Raw genomic sequence first — 14,820 nt, 5'->3', positions numbered from 1 at the left:
GTCGCCGCAATGGACGACCTGGACAATGCGCTCGACTCCGAAAGCGGCTACACCGGTGCGCGGCGGATTGTTATCTTCTCTTTACTGATGTTCGTGGTACTCGGCGTCTGGGCGTGGTTTGGCGTGCTGGATGAAGTCTCAACCGGCACGGGCAAAGTGATCCCCAGTTCGCGCGAGCAGGTTTTACAGTCGCTCGACGGGGGGATCCTTACCGAGCTGAACGTCCATGAGGGTGACCAGGTGCAGGCCGGACAAGTGCTGGCGCGACTCGATCCCACGCGTTCAGAATCTAACGTTGGTGAAAGCGCGGCGCGCTACCGTGCCTCGCTGGCCTCCAGCGTGCGACTGTACGCCGAGGTAAACGATCTGCCGCTGAAATTTCCCCCTTCGCTGGCGAAGTGGACCGATCTGACCGCCGCCGAAACCCGGCTCTATAACTCACGCCGTGCGCAGCTGGAAGATACCCAGCGGGAGCTGCGTGCGGCATTGGATCTTGCGAATAAGGAGCTGGCGATCACTCAGCGTCTGGTGAAAACCGGCGCCGCCAGCCACGTGGAGGTACTGCGCCTGCAGCGGCAGAAAAGCGATCTGGAGCTGAAACTCACCGACGTGCGATCTCAGTACTATGTTCAGGCCCGCGAGGCGTTATCCAAGGCCAACGCTGAAGTGGATATGGTCTCGGCGATCCTCAAAGGCCGCGAGGATTCAGTGACCCGCTTAACGGTGAAATCTCCGGTGCGCGGGATCGTGAAAAACATCAAAGTCACCACCATCGGTGGCGTCATCCCGCCTAACGGCGAGCTGATGGAGATTGTGCCGGTGGACGATCACCTGCTGATCGAAACCCGCCTCTCCCCGCGCGATATCGCCTTTATCCACCCGAATCAGGAAGCGCTGGTAAAAATCACCGCCTACGATTACGCCATTTATGGCGGACTGCACGGCGTGGTTGAAACCATTTCGCCGGACACTATTCAGGACGAAGCCAAGCCGGAAGTGTTCTATTACCGGGTATTTATCCGCACCAGCCAGGATTACCTGGTGAATAAAGCAGGCAGGCACTTCTCAATCGTGCCGGGGATGATTGCGACGGTGGACATTAAAACCGGTGAGAAAACGGTACTGGATTACATGATCAAGCCGTTCAACCGGGCGAAAGAGGCGCTGCGAGAGCGCTAATCACTGGCGGTTTGTTTGTCCGGCCCTCTGCCCGTGGAAGAGGGCCGGAGTCATGGCATCCGTAACCCGCAACAATACCGCTTAACCCAGCGGCGAAAGTCTGACCTCGTTTACCTTTTCCCTTTCCGCCTTCTGTTAAAATAGCCCAAACTCATTTTTCAGGAAGAAACCATGCGTCAACGAACTATTGTCTGCCCCATCATTCAGAACGACGGGGCGTATCTGCTGTGCAAAATGGCCGATGACCGCGGCGTATTTCCCGGCCAGTGGGCGTTATCGGGCGGCGGGATGGAGCCGGGAGAAACCATGGAGCAGGCGCTGCGCCGTGAAATTCGCGAAGAGCTGGGCGACGCGCTGGAGATCACGGAGGTCAAACCCTGGGCGTTTCGCGACGACATTCGGGTGAAAACCTATGCCGATGGCACCACGGAAGAGATTTATATGATTTACCTGATTTTCGACTGCATCAGCGCAAATCGGCAGGTGACGTTTAACGACGAGTTTCAGGAGGTTGCCTGGGTTCGCCCGGAAGCGATCAAAGCACTGGATCTGAACGAAGCCACGCGCATTACCTTTGCACAGAAGGGGCTTCTTTAAGCGCCCACTGCCCGGGCGTTTTGCCGGTAAAGGCCCTGAAAACCTCAATAAACGCGCTGATACTGTTGTAGCCGCACGACAGCGCGATCCAGCCAACCGGTTTACCTGCTGCCAGCCACTCCATTGCCCGCATGACGCGGGCAAGTTGCCGCCAGTTAACAACGTTCATTCCCGTTTCCGCGCTAAACCGACGGTGGAATGTCCGCACGCTCATTCCCGCAAGGGAGGCATAGTGCTCAACCGTCTGGTTGTCGTCCACACGTAGCATCAGATGGCTGGCTACCTTCTTTAATCGGGGATCGGCTGGCATGGGCAGCAGATAGCGCACCTGACGGCCCCGCGCCAGTTCATCCAGCAGCAGGGTGAGCTTTCGCGGATCGTACCCGCTTCCTTCAGCGTTTAAGCGTGAAAACAGCGCGCTGGTGAGCTCGTCGGGTTCGAAAAGCGTCGTTTCACCGGGCAGCGCTTCACACCATGCGGGATCCAGATAGATCGCACGACCCTCAATCGCACTCCCGGAAAAGGCAGCATGCTCCTGACCGGGCGGGATCCAGCCGATATGTTGCGCCGGTACAACCGAACGCCCAGACGCTGTTTCGACAACCAGCAGACCCGTCGTAATCCGCCAGAGCTGACCGGCCCGATGGCTGTGCCACGGCGTATGGTATCCACCTGGATGCAAAAGTGTCTCGAAGCTGACCACGTTATTTGGCCGAAAATCGGTATTCATTGGCTTATTACAGAAACTACGTCTCTGTCTGTCAAGGATAATGGCGACTCAACGCAACGAGGAGTCACCATGAACATCATCACCCGCCTGATTACCCAGTCTGACAATGCTATTTTGCGTGAGGAAATGTCCCGTTTACTGACCGGCCTGTTTAAAGGCGAGATTGATCCGAAAGACGTTTTTTCGCCAGCGTATCAGCAGATCACGGACGGTCACTCTCTTGATTATTCTGGATTTATTCAGCACCTGGAGCACGTGCGTTCGCAGATCCGCGATATCGCCTTCCGCGTGGAACAGATAGGGTGTCATGACACACTGCTGGCTGACCGGCATATCGTGACCGTCACGTATCCCGAAGGCCATCAGGCTGAAATAGAGGTTTATATGTTTGCCACGCTATGTGCAGGAAAAATCTGCCGGATCCACGAAGTCACGCGAGTAGCCAACGGTGAAGCTTCTGCTCGCACGCTGGCCCATGCAACGCGCTAACGTTAGTCAGCCGGTTGCGGTGCGCCGCTGAGATATACCCCTACATAGCGCGTAAACTTCCCGATAAACACTCCGGCAAATACCCCGCCGGAGACTATCGCCAGCGCGCTCATGGCGGGCTGTTGCAACGTCTGGGGAGAGAGGGCGTTCATCACCCCCAGCACGTATTTCACCCCAAATGCCAGCATCATAAACGGCAGTGCCGTGTTGTCAGGCTGGCGATAAAGGGTACGCGGCGCGTCGGTGCGGGTGATGACCGTCTGCTTAATCAGCACATACCCCAGCGCCGCGCCCGCCACAATCCCCGCAACCCAAAGGGCCACCGTCGCGAGAGTAAGATCGCGATAGACCACCAGATCGTAGATATCCCAGATAAGAAAGATGGCAGGAATGATGGCCAGCCTTTCCAGCGTAACGGTGGCAGGCTTACGGGCGTTGAGGCCGCGGGAGATGAGAAAGATAAACAGAACCCACACCCAGACGGGGGTGTGCGTGAGGATACCGATCAGAAATTCAAACATGGGATTCACCATGAACGCTTGCGGCGCTGGCCGCACTGCACAAGTAATGCGCATAACAGCACAGGGGCCATTATGCGCAGGTCTGTTACAGCGATTTTTTCAGGCGACGAACCGCCTCTTTCAGCTCTTCATCGGTTGGCGTGACAAACGACATGCGGAGCGTCGTATGGTCTGGCTCATTGCAATAGAAGAACTCACCCGGCACAAAAACCACACCGTTGCTTAACGTTTTTTCCAGCCAGCGCGTGGTGTTAATGCCATTGTTCATTTTGGCCCACAGGAACATTCCGCCCTTCGGCTTATGGAACGTCATGACCTCACCCAGTTCCGCCTCCAGTTCATTTGCAAAGGTCTGGTATTTCTGGCGGTAGGCTTCACGGATCATTTTAATCTGATCGGCCAGACGACCGGTTTTCAGGTACTCGTAGGTCATCAGCTGTGACAGCGTGCTGGTGTGCAGATCGGTGGTTTGCTTGAGATTAACCACCGCGCGTTTCAGCCACTCCGGTACCAGCACCCAGCCCACACGAGTGCCCGGCGCGAGGATTTTGGAGAAGGTCGAGGTATAGACGACGTTCTCTTCATTGCCGATATCTTTGGCATGGGCAATTAACGGGCGGAACACTTCATCGGTATAATTAATTTCGCTGTACGGATCGTCTTCGATAATAACGAAGTCATAGCGCTTCGATAATTCCACCAGCTGTTTACGACGCACTTCAGAAAGCGTTACCCCACCCGGGTTACCAAATGTCGGAACAATATAAACCGCCTTGATGGTTTTATTCGCCACCAGTGCTTCAAGTTCATCCACTTTCATTCCGTCGCCATCGGTGCCCACGGATTCAAAGTTGGCCTGTGCCAGACCAAATACCTGCAGTGCCGCGAGATACGTTGGACGTTCGACGACGACGGTATCGCCCGGGTTAATTAACGCCCGCGCCAGCACGTCGAGAGATTGTTGCGAACCGGACGTAATGACCACGTCATCGGCCTTGCAGGAGATCCCGCGGCCTTCACAGATGAGCTTAATTTCTTCACGCAGCCCCGGGATGCCTTCGGTCAGACCGTACTGAAAAGCTTCACCAAAATGCTGTGATAATACGGCATCAGCGGCAATTTTCAGGCCTTCATGATCGAACAGTGCAGGGTTAGGAATACCGCCACCCAGCGAAATCACCCCGGCCATTTTGCTATGTTTTAATAATTCACGGATGGCAGATGATTGCAGGCCCTGTGCGCTGCTGGCGAGTTTATTCACAGACATTCTTTGCTTACCTTCTTTTTTATAATGTGCCTAATCTTAGTAGCATAAGTCTGCGGCTTTGATAATTACTTTTCTTCAACTGCATGGCCGAAATATTCCGCGCCCTGCAGAATATGCGCGACAAATTGCGTGAGCTTGGGTAGCGGACGTAAATCCTGGCGCCACAGCAAATGTACCGGTCGTGGCGCAGGCGTGTAGTTCTCCAGCACCTGCACCAGCCTGCCGCTCGCCAGCTCTTCTGCCACCAGCACTTCGGGTTGCAGTAATAATCCCGCCCCCGCTCTCGCCGCCATCCGTAGCCCATAGCCATCGTTGCAGCGCAGAATGGCATCGCGCTTCCAGCGCATCTCGCCTTCACCCCCCGGCAGCCGCCATTCGTTACGTGCGGTCCACACCGTGTGTGACAGGCAGAGATGATCCGCCAGATCGGCAGGCGTTCGCGGCGTGCCGTAACGCGCCAGATACGCCGGGGCCGCGCAGATCACCATTCGGTACGGGCAGAGGTATTTCGCCACCAGATCGTCGTTATGAATGTCACCGATGCGAATGGCCAGATCGACCCCTTCATCTACCAGATCCACCATCCGGTTGGTCAGATCCAGCTCCACGCGCACGTCCGGGTAGCGCTGTAAAAAGGTCGCGGTGAGGGGGGCTATCACACAACCCCCAAACGAGGTGGGCGCAGTGACCCGCAAGGTCCCGGCTGGGGCCGCACGCAGTCGCTCAACCGCGCTTTCGGCGATAGAAACCTGCTCCAGCACCCGCTTCGCCTCGTCGAAATAGACCCGCCCGGCGTCCGTCAGGCTTTGACGCCGCGTGTTTCGCTCCAGCAGCCGGGTGCCGAGCTGAGACTCCAGCAACGCAATGTACTTCCCCACCATCACCGCCGACATCTCCAGCCGGCCTGCCGCGCCGGTAAAACTGCCGCTCTCAACGACAGCAATGAAGGTCTCCATGCTGCGAAGCTTATCCATATTCCAAACCCCTGGTTAGCAATCCTCTAACTTTAGCCCAGTTTATCTGAGTTTTGATTTATTAAAGAATGAAGGCTCACAACCTAAGGAGTCAGCTATGAAAATCGTGATTATTGGTGCCAGCGGTACGGTCGGTCGTGCGGTAACAGAAGAGCTGAGCCGTCGCCACGACGTGATCCGCGTGGGTCGTACGCAGGGCGACTACCAGGTGGATATCACCTCTCAGGCCAGCGTGCAGGCATTGTTTGAAAACATCGGTGCGGTGGATGCGATTGTCTCTGCCAGTGGCGGCCTACACTTCGGCCCGCTCACGACCATGAAAGACAGCGATTTCAACCAGGGCTTGCAGGATAAGCTGCTGGGACAGGTTCGTCTGGCATTGACCGGCCAGCATTATCTCAACGAAGGCGGCTCCATCACCCTGATAAGCGGGATCGTGGCGCATGAGCCTATCGCTCAGGGGGTGAATGCCACCACGGTGAACGCCGCCCTGGAAGGGTTTGTCCGCGCCGCGGCCTGTGAACTCCCGCGCGGGATCCGCATCAACCTGATTAGCCCGACGGTGCTTACCGAATCAGCGGAAGCGTACGAAGGCTTCTTCCCGGGCTTTGAAAGTGTTCCCGCCGCAACGGTGGCGCAGGCCTATCGTCGCAGCGTGGAAGGGGTGCAGAATGGACGGGTGTATAAAGTGGGTTACTGAGCCTTAGCGGCAGAAATCAGGACCAGCATCGGACGTTCCGCCTCTTCGGCCAGCGCGGGCCAGGCATCAATTTGTGCCTGCGTTGGTCCCCATTCGTTCACTTCCGTTATTGTCAGCTCCGCCTTAATAAGCGCATTGAGCGTGGTACCGAGCGTACGGTGGTATTTGATCACCCCGTCCGCCAGCCAGTTGCTGACGCGCTCGCCCTCATCCTGATAGCGATTAACGCCCCAGAAACGCTCGCCGTTGTCGTCGGTCAGCCAGCCCTGACGTGTGGCGCAGGTGTAAATCGGATGTTCCATTGAAAAGACGAGGCTGCCGCCGGGTTTAAGCGCCCGCCGGATTTTCTCAAACAGGGTCTCCAGCGCCGGCAGGTAGTGCAGCGCCAGTGAACTGTAGATCAAATCAACGCTGTTCTCAGGTAACACCAGAGATGCCAGATCGCTGCGCTGATAGTGTATTTGCGCGTCGTCCGTCAGTTCAGCCGCCCGGGCGAGCATCTTTTCGGAGAGATCAACGCCGGTCACTTCTGCCGCCCCCAGCGTGCGTGCAGCGCGACAGAACCAACCGTAACCGCAGCCAAGATCGATAACTGACTTGCCGGATAACGGTGGCAGCATGCTTTTCAGCGCAGGCCATTCCGGTGCGCCGTCCAGACCCTGCACCGAACGCGGTAGCCGGGCATAGCCTTCAAAAAACGCCGGGTTGTCGTAGATGTTTTGTGCCATGACGGACTCCTTTATCGCAACAGAGGCGAGGGTAAAACACCCCTCGCCCGTTGACAACATACCCGTCTGAAAATCAGAGCCTGCGCCGGATCTTCTGCACCATGGCGGCAGTCGAAATCCCGTAACGCGCGTGAAGGGTCGGTAGCGCACCCGCATCAAGGAAAGCATCCGGCAACGCAACGGTGTCAAAGTCGACGTTAACGCGATGGCGCATCAACAGCGACGCCACGGCTTCACAAAGCCCGCCAACGCTACTGTGGTTTTCAGCCACAATAACCAGACGTCCGGGTTTCGCGGCTTGCGCCAGAATGGTCGCTTCATCCAGGGGCTTAATCGTGGGTGAGTGAAGTACCGCCACGCTGACATTATCCTTGCGCAACTGCTTTGCCGCCTCCAGTGCGCGCATGGTCATCAGCCCTGAGGCGATAATCAGCACATCACTGCCCTCTTCCAGCAGCGCGGCTTTGCCTATTTCAAAACGGTAATTGTACTGATCCAGCACCACCGGAACCTTACCGCGTAACAAACGCATATAAACCGGCCCTTCGTGGCTGGCAATGGCAGGCACCGCCTGTTCGGTGTCAATCGCATCGCAAGGATCGATAATGGTCATGCCCGGAATGCCGCGCATGATCGCAATATCTTCCGTTGCCTGATGGCTTGGCCCGTAGCCGGTGGTCAACCCCGGTAGCGCGGCGCAAATCTTGACGTTGAGGTGTTCCTCAGCAATGACCTGATGAATAAAATCGTAGGCACGGCGGGTGGCGAACACGGCATAGGTGGTGGCAAAGGGAATAAAGCCCTCTTTGGCCATCCCCCCTGCCGCCCCCATTAACAGCTGTTCCGCCATTCCCATCTGAAAGAAACGGTCAGGGTATGCCTGGGCAAAGATATGCAGGTCGGTATATTTCGACAAATCTGCCGTCATGCCGACAATGTTCTGACGCTGAGCCGCCAGTTTCACCAGCGCGTGGCCAAACGGCGCGGCCCGGGTTTCCTGCCCTTCCTCTGCAATCGAGGCAATCATGGCGGAGGTGGTTAAACGCGGTTTATTTTCGACGGGCTGGCTCATTACAGGACTCCTTCTGGTTTATTCGCATCGAGCACGGCGAGCGCCTTTTGCCACTCATCGGCATCCACACGAATAAAATGGTTCTTGTCACGCTGCTCGAGGAAAGGTACGCCCTTGCCCATCAGCGTGTCGCATAAGATGACGCGCGGCTGTTGTTCGGGATAGCGTCTGGCATTATCAAACGCCGACACCAGCGCGGGGATATCGTTACCGTTAACGCGTTGTACATACCAGCCAAAGGAGGTCCACTTATCTTCCAGCGGCTCAAAACCGAGGATGTTATGTGAATTACCGTCCGCCTGTTGCCGGTTAATGTCCACCAGCACAATCAGGTTCGAGAGCCCATGATGCGCGGCTGACATGGCGGCTTCCCAGGTTGAACCTTCGTCTAGCTCACCGTCAGACATGGAGTTAATTACCCACGCCGTGCTCTGTTTGTGCTTCAGCCCCAGCGCCATTCCCACACCAATGCTGAGTCCCTGCCCCAGAGAACCGCCGGAGATCTCCATGCCGGGCGTATATGTTGCCATGCCGGACATCGGCAGGCGGCTGTCATCCGAGCCGTAGGTTTCAAGTTCCTCTTCAGGAACGATCCCCGCTTCAATCAGCGCCGCATAATACGCAATGGCGTAATGTCCGTGGGAGAGCAGGAAGCGGTCGCGGCCTTCCCACTCCGGCTCCTGAGCCCTGAAGGTCATACCGTGCGCAAACGCAGTTGCCAGCACGTCGGCATAGCCCAGCGCCTGACCGATATAGCCCTGACCTTGTACTTCGCCCATTCGCAGCGCGTAGCGGCGAATGCGCCACGCGGCCGCGGCAACCTGTTGAACTGTCGTATTCGTCATTCTCGTCTCCCCTTAATGGATCAGCATGCCGCCGTTGACGTCGAGCGTGATACCGGTGGAATAAGAAGAGAGATCGCTCCCCAGGAACAGCGCGGCACGGGCAACATCCTGTGCATCACCAAGACGGTTGAGCGGAATACCCGCCAGAATGGCGGTTTTCATCTCATCGCTCAGCTTGCCAGCGGTGATGTCCGTCTGGATAAGCCCCGGGGTGATGCAGTTCACGCGCACGTTATCCGGCCCAAGCTCACGGGCCATGGCTTTGGCCAGCCCCAGCACGCCGGCTTTTGCAGCGCTGTAGTGCGGGCCGCCAAAAATACCGCCGCCGCGCTGTGCCGACACTGAAGAGATACAGACAATGCTGCCGGACTTCTGCGCGCGCAGAGTGGGAATCACCGCCTGGGACATCAGCAGCGTACCGCGCAGGCTGACATCCAGTACGGCATCGTAATTGTCGCGCTTAATATCCATCAGTTTGAGCGGCTGGGTTATCCCGGCGTTATTCACCAGAATGTCGATGCGCCCATATTTACCCAGAACCTGCTCAATGGCTGCGTTCACCTGCAACTCGTTGCTGACGTTTGCCGCAAGCCCCAGATGCCCTTCACCCAGAGATGCAGCCGCACGCTGGCTGGCCTCGGCATCTAAATCAATAATGACCACTTTCGCGCCCTGCTCGGCATATAATTTTGCCGTGGCGAAACCCAAACCGCGCACAGAAGCCGCGCCGGTAATCACGGCGACTTTATCTTTCAGAAGCATATATTTACTCCAGTATTGTAAGAGAGGTTTTATTTATTATTTCGGTTCTTCCAGCAAGATAATCATGACTAATCCAATTGCTGCGCAAATACCGAAATAAATAAAGACAGAATTAAAGCTTCCAGTTTTATCCAGCAGATAACCTGCCAGCATCGGCGAAACAAATCCGCCGAGATTACCGCCGCTATTAATAATTGATGCGGCGATGGGATACGTTTTGCTGTCCGCAACGGCCATTCCATAAGCGGTGAAGGCGGGCCAGCCTATATTCAGACAGAGACCAACAAAAAAGAGGCCGACACAAACCGCAACGGTGCTTTGCGGGATATTCAGCATGATGACCATCATCAGTACGGTGCTGATGGCTGTAAACATCATGGTCGGTTTACGCCTGCGCCCGAGCCATTTATCGGAGACATAGCCGCCAAAAATCGCGCCGATAAAACCGCCGATACACGGCATACTCGCGACGAGGCCCATACTCATGAACGTAAAGCCTTTTTCTTTCACCAGATAAAGCGGTATCCAGGTCAGCAGGCCATACAGCACGCTGACCATCATGAAGTAGGCCACACAGTCACCGAGAATATTTTTCGATGTGAACAGACCTTTTACCGTGCTGATGGGCGACAGATCCCGTACGCGGATCAGACGGTCAAGGCGGGAGAAGCCGGGGGAAATCACGATATTTTCCCGTCTGGCATCCGGTGTCGCCTGACCTGCGGTGATGGTCTCCAGTTCGGCCTTTGACACGAAAGGGCTCTCGGAAGGCCGGGTACGTACCAGTAAATACCACAGGACAGCAATGACCAGCCCCGGAATAGCAAAAGAGAAAAAGACCCAGCGCCAGCCCCATGTCATGGCAATCCACACTGCCAGCGGCGGCACCAGAATGGGGGCAAACATGGTGGCAGCAATATAGACGCCGGTCGCCGTGGCCTTCTCTTTTGGTGGAAACCAGTTATTGATCGTTGATGCCAACCCCACCGGGCATGGCCCCTCGGTTAACCCCAGCCCGAGGCGGATAAACTTCAGGCCCAGCACTGAGGTCGCAGTCCCCATCAACCAGGTAAACGCCGAGAAGCCAAATATCGACAGCGCCACCATCCCGCGAATGCCCTTTTTGGCGATAAAAAAGCCCGCCGGTATTTGGCTCAGGGCGTATCCCAAAAAGAACATACTGGCGATCGCACCGGCTTCGAAATTATTGATATGAAACTCGTCGATGATAAAAGGAAGTACAGCACCAATATTTGTTCGGTCGGCATAGTTAATGGCATACACAATAAAAATTAATGCCAGCACAACGAAACGGTAATTGGTTTTCTTTGTCGCTATGTAGGGGGCAACTTGTTCTATACGAGACATGTTTTACCTCATTATTCGAACAACGTGAGTCGTTTTATTTATGCGTTCAACGTCAATATATTGGCTATCGAACGAAACACCATTCAATAAAACTCATTTATTGCTGAGATAAATTTGATACGCGATGCAGGTCATAAAAATAAAATGTAACCCTCATCAATATTCATCGATAAAACACTGTGAACAGGATCATGTTTAATCCATTCAGCCGGGTAAAAATTGCTGACACGATGCCGCAATGTTATGTTTTTTAAAATTGTCTCGTTTAAAAGGAGTGGGCCATGCCCGCGCAGGATCGCCAGACCCTCCCCATACCCTCGCTGCGAAATATTCAGTCCTTTATCGCCGTGGCCAACTCTCTCAGTATCCATCTGGCAGCCGAACAGCTTAACGTCACCGCGTCAGCCGTCAGTCATCAGATCGCCTCGCTGGAATCCTGGATGGGGAAGAAGTTATTTATCCGCAGCGGCAAAGGCGTGACCCTGACACCGACGGGGGAAAAATATCTGCGCGACGTCTCCGCAGCGATGAGCGCCATCGGCCGTGCAACCGAACAGGTGATGAAAGAGGCTGATAATCCGGTATTGCGCGTTCACTCTTCACCAACGTTTGGCCTGACGTGGTTGTTGCGCCGGCTCGGCAAATTTCGCAGTGAATACCCGGATATTACGGTCAATCTTTCCTGCTCCTATGAGAACCTGCAGTTTGCACGCGATAACATCGATATTGATATTCGCCACGGCATCCCGGACTGGGACGCTTACAGGGTCATGACCATTAAAAACGATGCGCTGGTGGTGCTGGCCTCACCGGCATATCTGCGTGCACATCCCGTCAACACGCCGCAGGACCTGCTTTCACAGGCGCTTATCTCGTCGACCAGCACTCTCGTCAACTGGGAAAAATGGTTTGCCTGGCACAATATCGATCGACCCTGGCTCAACTTCAGCCTGAGTTTTGATCGTTCCTACATGAGCTTTGAAGCCGCGCGCATGGGGTTGGGATTTATTCTGGAAAGCAAGATGATGGCCACCGATCACCTGAACGATGGCTCCCTGGTGCAGGTGCTACCAGATGAAACGGGGATCGCCATTAATGCGCATCATCTGGTGATGCCGCACATGAACGAGCGCACCTGGAAGATCCAGCAGTTTGTTGAGTGGATTGATCGCGAGCTGCGTCTGTCGGGGTATCACCTGTAGCAATACCCCGACGTGGCGTCAGGAGACGGTGCCCCACACAAGATGGCCCTTATGGAAGGTCGCGGTACGCGGTGAAATCCGCGCCACGGCCTCGGCGGAACAGGAAGCGTCCACCAGCACAAAGCTGGCATCGTCCTGCGCTTTTGGCCACACGCGCTCGCCTTTGTCGTTCAACGGCAGAACATCACCGGTGGCGATACCCAGCGCACGGGAGAGCGTCTGTTCATTCGGGCGAATATAGAGCTGGGCGTAAAGATTGGCTTTTTCCAGCATATCGCCCAGCCCATACGGCGACCAGTGGTCAATGACGCTGTCGGTGCCGGTCATGACGAACACCCCCTTGTCACGGAGTTGCTTCAGCGGCATATGCAGGGTGCCAATCGGCACCGTAGAGGCAATGGTCACCTGCTGCGCCGCCATGCGGGTGGCGATTTCATCGACCTGCTGCTCGTTGAGCGTGGCCAGAGCGAAGGCGTGGCTGATGGTCAGTTTGCCCTTCAGCGCGGGCGTTTTCTCCACGGTCTCTACCATGTAGTTCACCGCCGCGACGCCTGCCGGGCTGGTTTCATGCAGGTGGATGTCCACCCCTTTGTCATAATCCAGCGCAATCTGGAACATCGTGTCGAGGGATTTTTCCATCGCACCGTCCACGTTAGTCGGATCCAGACCGCCCACGTAGTGTGCGCCAGCCTGCATGGCCTCGCGCATCAGCGTTTCGGAGTGCGATAACAGCAAGCCGTGCTGCGGGAAGGCGACAATTTCACAGTCAAACCCCGGCTTGCGGCGCGCTAAGACGGCCTGGAGATTTTCCAGATTCTTCAGGCCGGATGTCGGCTCAATATTGCAGTGGCTGCGGGCGAGGGTGGAGCCTTTCGACTGGATTAGATCGATAAGCTTTTCCGCACGCTCCTGCGTGTAGGGCTGTAACTCTGGCAGCAATTTTTGTTCAAGACGGATCATGTCCTGAATGGTCGTGCCCGCCGGGCGGTTAAGGGAATGCCAGGGACCGCCGTAAAAGGTTTTATCCAGGTGGATATGCATGTCGCGCATCGCGGGCAGCATCAGCTTACTGCCTGCATCATAGTGTAGCAGCGTGGCATCGGCATGGCTTTTGTTATCACGCAGGGCGACAATTTTGCCGTCATTAATTTCGAGTGTTTTCAGTTCGGTGCGGGTGCTTATCGCCACGCCGCCGTCAACGTTGAACCCGGCCTCCAGCAGCACGTTATCCAGGTAGTAGTGTCTGGCGGTAATGTTCATCGGTTTGCCTGTCTCACAACGTGGTTTCGCGGTCTCTGCAGCATACGCGACGGATCCGGTGGTGCCAAACAGGGCGCAGGCGGTAACCATTTTGCCGCTCTGGCTAATAAACTCGCGTCGGCTTTTATTCTCACTCATCTTCTCTTCCTTTTACTTACGCATTCACAATGTGGGTACCGGTCTCACCGCGCAGCGCCGCAGGCAGGCAGTCCGGCGAGGTGATGACCACGCGCTTGCCGCCGTCGTTCAGAAACGCCAGCGAGGCGACGATTTTCGGCAGCATGCTGCCCGCCGGGAAGTGCCCCTCCGCCACGTAGCGTTTCATCTGCGCCACATTCACCGTATCCAGCGCCTGCTGGTCCGGCTTACCAAAGTTGATGCACACTTTCTCCACCCCGGTGGTGATCACCAGCACGTCGGCATGGATCTCGCGGGCCAGCAGCGCGGTCGAGAGATCCTTATCAATCACCGCATCGACGCTCTGGTAATCCCCCTGTGCTGTGCGCACCACCGGAATACCACCACCGCCCGCCCCGATCACCACAAAGCCTTTTTGCGTCAGGGTCTTGATAGCCTCCGCTTCAACGATACGCAGCGGCTGCGGCGAAGCCACCACCCGACGATAACCGCGCCCGGCGTCTTCAACAAAATGCCAGTCAGGATGGGCGTGCTGGAGCGCATCACGCTGCGTCTCACTGAAAAACGCGCCGATAGGTTTGGTGGGATGAGCGAAACCCGGATCGTGTTTATCCACTTCCACCTGCGTGACGACCGTGACCGCTTTTTGCTCGCCGTGGGCGGCCATGCGGTTATTGAGCGCCTGCTGGATCAGGTAGCCGATACCGCCCTGGGTATCCGCCACGCAGTTTGCCAGCGGCGTGAGGGGTAGCCCTTCCCGCTCGTGAGCAATTTCAGCGCGGCGCAGATCCAGCCCCACCTGGGGGCCATTACCGTGAGTGAGCACGATGTCATAGTCAGACGCCAGCATCTCCAGCACTGACTCTGCAACCAGTTTCACGGCCTGAGACTGGTGTTCAATGGACTGACTGGCGTTATCTTTGATAATGCTGTTGCCGCCAATGGCGACGACCATGAGCTCTTTCATAGTGTTTCCTTTGAAATGGTG

Annotated in this window: 16 protein-coding genes; 5 read left to right on the top strand and 11 right to left on the bottom strand. The window is 56.0% G+C overall.

Annotated features, from left to right (window positions below; translation table 11 throughout):
* Nucleotides 1-9 precede the first annotated feature (9 nt).
* The gene (locus AC2FAP_RS13345) at nucleotides 10-1,179 is read left to right on the top strand and encodes a beta-barrel domain-containing protein (protein ID WP_086462978.1); all 1,170 of its coding nucleotides are present in this window, start codon (nucleotides 10-12) and stop codon (nucleotides 1,177-1,179) included.
* 171 nt (nucleotides 1,180-1,350) lie between these two features.
* Nucleotides 1,351-1,776, top strand: coding sequence for a nucleoside triphosphatase NudI (gene nudI / locus AC2FAP_RS13340; RefSeq protein ID WP_032680438.1), 426 nt, complete (start codon nucleotides 1,351-1,353; stop codon nucleotides 1,774-1,776).
* Here nudI and AC2FAP_RS13335 read toward each other — a convergent pair.
* Entirely contained in the window at nucleotides 1,748-2,506 is a 759-nt protein-coding gene (locus tag AC2FAP_RS13335) for an AraC family transcriptional regulator (protein ID WP_485452950.1), read from the bottom strand. The two genes, nudI and AC2FAP_RS13335, sit on opposite strands and share 29 nt — an antisense overlap.
* Nucleotides 2,507-2,575: 69 nt before the next feature.
* Here AC2FAP_RS13335 and AC2FAP_RS13330 point away from each other — a divergent pair, with 69 nt between their 5' ends.
* Nucleotides 2,576-2,995 (top strand): nuclear transport factor 2 family protein, encoded by a 420-nt coding sequence (locus AC2FAP_RS13330; RefSeq protein ID WP_185791273.1) that lies wholly within the window; start codon nucleotides 2,576-2,578, stop codon nucleotides 2,993-2,995.
* A 2-nt stretch (nucleotides 2,996-2,997) separates the two neighbouring features.
* Here AC2FAP_RS13330 and AC2FAP_RS13325 read toward each other — a convergent pair whose 3' ends face one another.
* The 3 genes from AC2FAP_RS13325 to AC2FAP_RS13315 form a co-directional block, all read right to left on the bottom strand.
* Nucleotides 2,998-3,516 carry a DUF6622 family protein gene (locus AC2FAP_RS13325; RefSeq protein WP_449541525.1) on the bottom strand — a complete coding sequence of 173 codons (519 nt, stop codon included), beginning with the start codon at nucleotides 3,514-3,516 and terminating at the stop codon, nucleotides 2,998-3,000.
* Between the two features lie 85 nt (nucleotides 3,517-3,601).
* Entirely contained in the window at nucleotides 3,602-4,783 is a 1,182-nt protein-coding gene (locus AC2FAP_RS13320) for an aminotransferase-like domain-containing protein (protein ID WP_449541524.1), read from the bottom strand.
* Nucleotides 4,784-4,848: 65 nt separating this feature from the next.
* Nucleotides 4,849-5,757 carry a LysR family transcriptional regulator gene (locus tag AC2FAP_RS13315; protein WP_149376081.1) on the bottom strand — a complete coding sequence of 303 codons (909 nt, stop codon included), beginning with the start codon at nucleotides 5,755-5,757 and terminating at the stop codon, nucleotides 4,849-4,851.
* Between the two features lie 97 nt (nucleotides 5,758-5,854).
* Here AC2FAP_RS13315 and AC2FAP_RS13310 point away from each other — a divergent pair, with 97 nt between their 5' ends.
* Complete coding sequence (locus AC2FAP_RS13310) at nucleotides 5,855-6,457, top strand: short chain dehydrogenase (protein WP_449541523.1); 603 nt, start codon at nucleotides 5,855-5,857, stop codon at nucleotides 6,455-6,457.
* On the opposite strand, the gene AC2FAP_RS13305 is transcribed toward AC2FAP_RS13310, so the two are convergent.
* From AC2FAP_RS13305 to AC2FAP_RS13285, 5 genes are all read right to left on the bottom strand, one after another.
* On the bottom strand, nucleotides 6,451-7,185 hold the full coding sequence (locus tag AC2FAP_RS13305; protein ID WP_449541522.1) for a class I SAM-dependent methyltransferase: 735 nt from the start codon (nucleotides 7,183-7,185) through the stop codon (nucleotides 6,451-6,453). The genes AC2FAP_RS13310 and AC2FAP_RS13305 overlap by 7 nt on opposite strands.
* A gap of 73 nt (nucleotides 7,186-7,258) precedes the next feature.
* The gene (locus tag AC2FAP_RS13300; RefSeq protein ID WP_426494284.1) at nucleotides 7,259-8,257 is read right to left on the bottom strand and encodes a transketolase family protein; all 999 of its coding nucleotides are present in this window, start codon (nucleotides 8,255-8,257) and stop codon (nucleotides 7,259-7,261) included.
* Nucleotides 8,257-9,102, bottom strand: coding sequence for a transketolase (locus AC2FAP_RS13295; RefSeq protein ID WP_047742226.1), 846 nt, complete (start codon nucleotides 9,100-9,102; stop codon nucleotides 8,257-8,259). The genes AC2FAP_RS13300 and AC2FAP_RS13295 overlap by 1 nt, the downstream gene beginning before the upstream one ends.
* A gap of 12 nt (nucleotides 9,103-9,114) precedes the next feature.
* Nucleotides 9,115-9,864 carry an SDR family NAD(P)-dependent oxidoreductase gene (locus AC2FAP_RS13290; protein ID WP_073396522.1) on the bottom strand — a complete coding sequence of 250 codons (750 nt, stop codon included), beginning with the start codon at nucleotides 9,862-9,864 and terminating at the stop codon, nucleotides 9,115-9,117.
* A 36-nt stretch (nucleotides 9,865-9,900) separates the two neighbouring features.
* The gene (locus tag AC2FAP_RS13285; protein ID WP_032678819.1) at nucleotides 9,901-11,232 is read right to left on the bottom strand and encodes an MFS transporter; all 1,332 of its coding nucleotides are present in this window, start codon (nucleotides 11,230-11,232) and stop codon (nucleotides 9,901-9,903) included.
* 281 nt (nucleotides 11,233-11,513) lie between these two features.
* On the opposite strand from AC2FAP_RS13285, the gene AC2FAP_RS13280 reads away from it, so the two are divergent.
* Nucleotides 11,514-12,434: a LysR substrate-binding domain-containing protein gene (locus AC2FAP_RS13280; RefSeq protein ID WP_020883878.1), complete on the top strand. Its 921-nt coding sequence runs from the start codon at nucleotides 11,514-11,516 to the stop codon at nucleotides 12,432-12,434.
* 18 nt (nucleotides 12,435-12,452) lie between these two features.
* Here AC2FAP_RS13280 and AC2FAP_RS13275 read toward each other — a convergent pair whose 3' ends face one another.
* Nucleotides 12,453-13,832 (bottom strand): amidohydrolase family protein, encoded by a 1,380-nt coding sequence (locus AC2FAP_RS13275; protein WP_449541521.1) that lies wholly within the window; start codon nucleotides 13,830-13,832, stop codon nucleotides 12,453-12,455.
* A 16-nt stretch (nucleotides 13,833-13,848) separates the two neighbouring features.
* Nucleotides 13,849-14,799: a carbamate kinase family protein gene (locus AC2FAP_RS13270; protein ID WP_149376079.1), complete on the bottom strand. Its 951-nt coding sequence runs from the start codon at nucleotides 14,797-14,799 to the stop codon at nucleotides 13,849-13,851.
* Between the last annotated feature and the right edge of the window lie 21 nt (nucleotides 14,800-14,820).

Source organism: Enterobacter cloacae complex sp. 394I7 (genome assembly GCF_057320345.1).
This window is presented reverse-complemented; position numbering and strand designations above follow the sequence as displayed.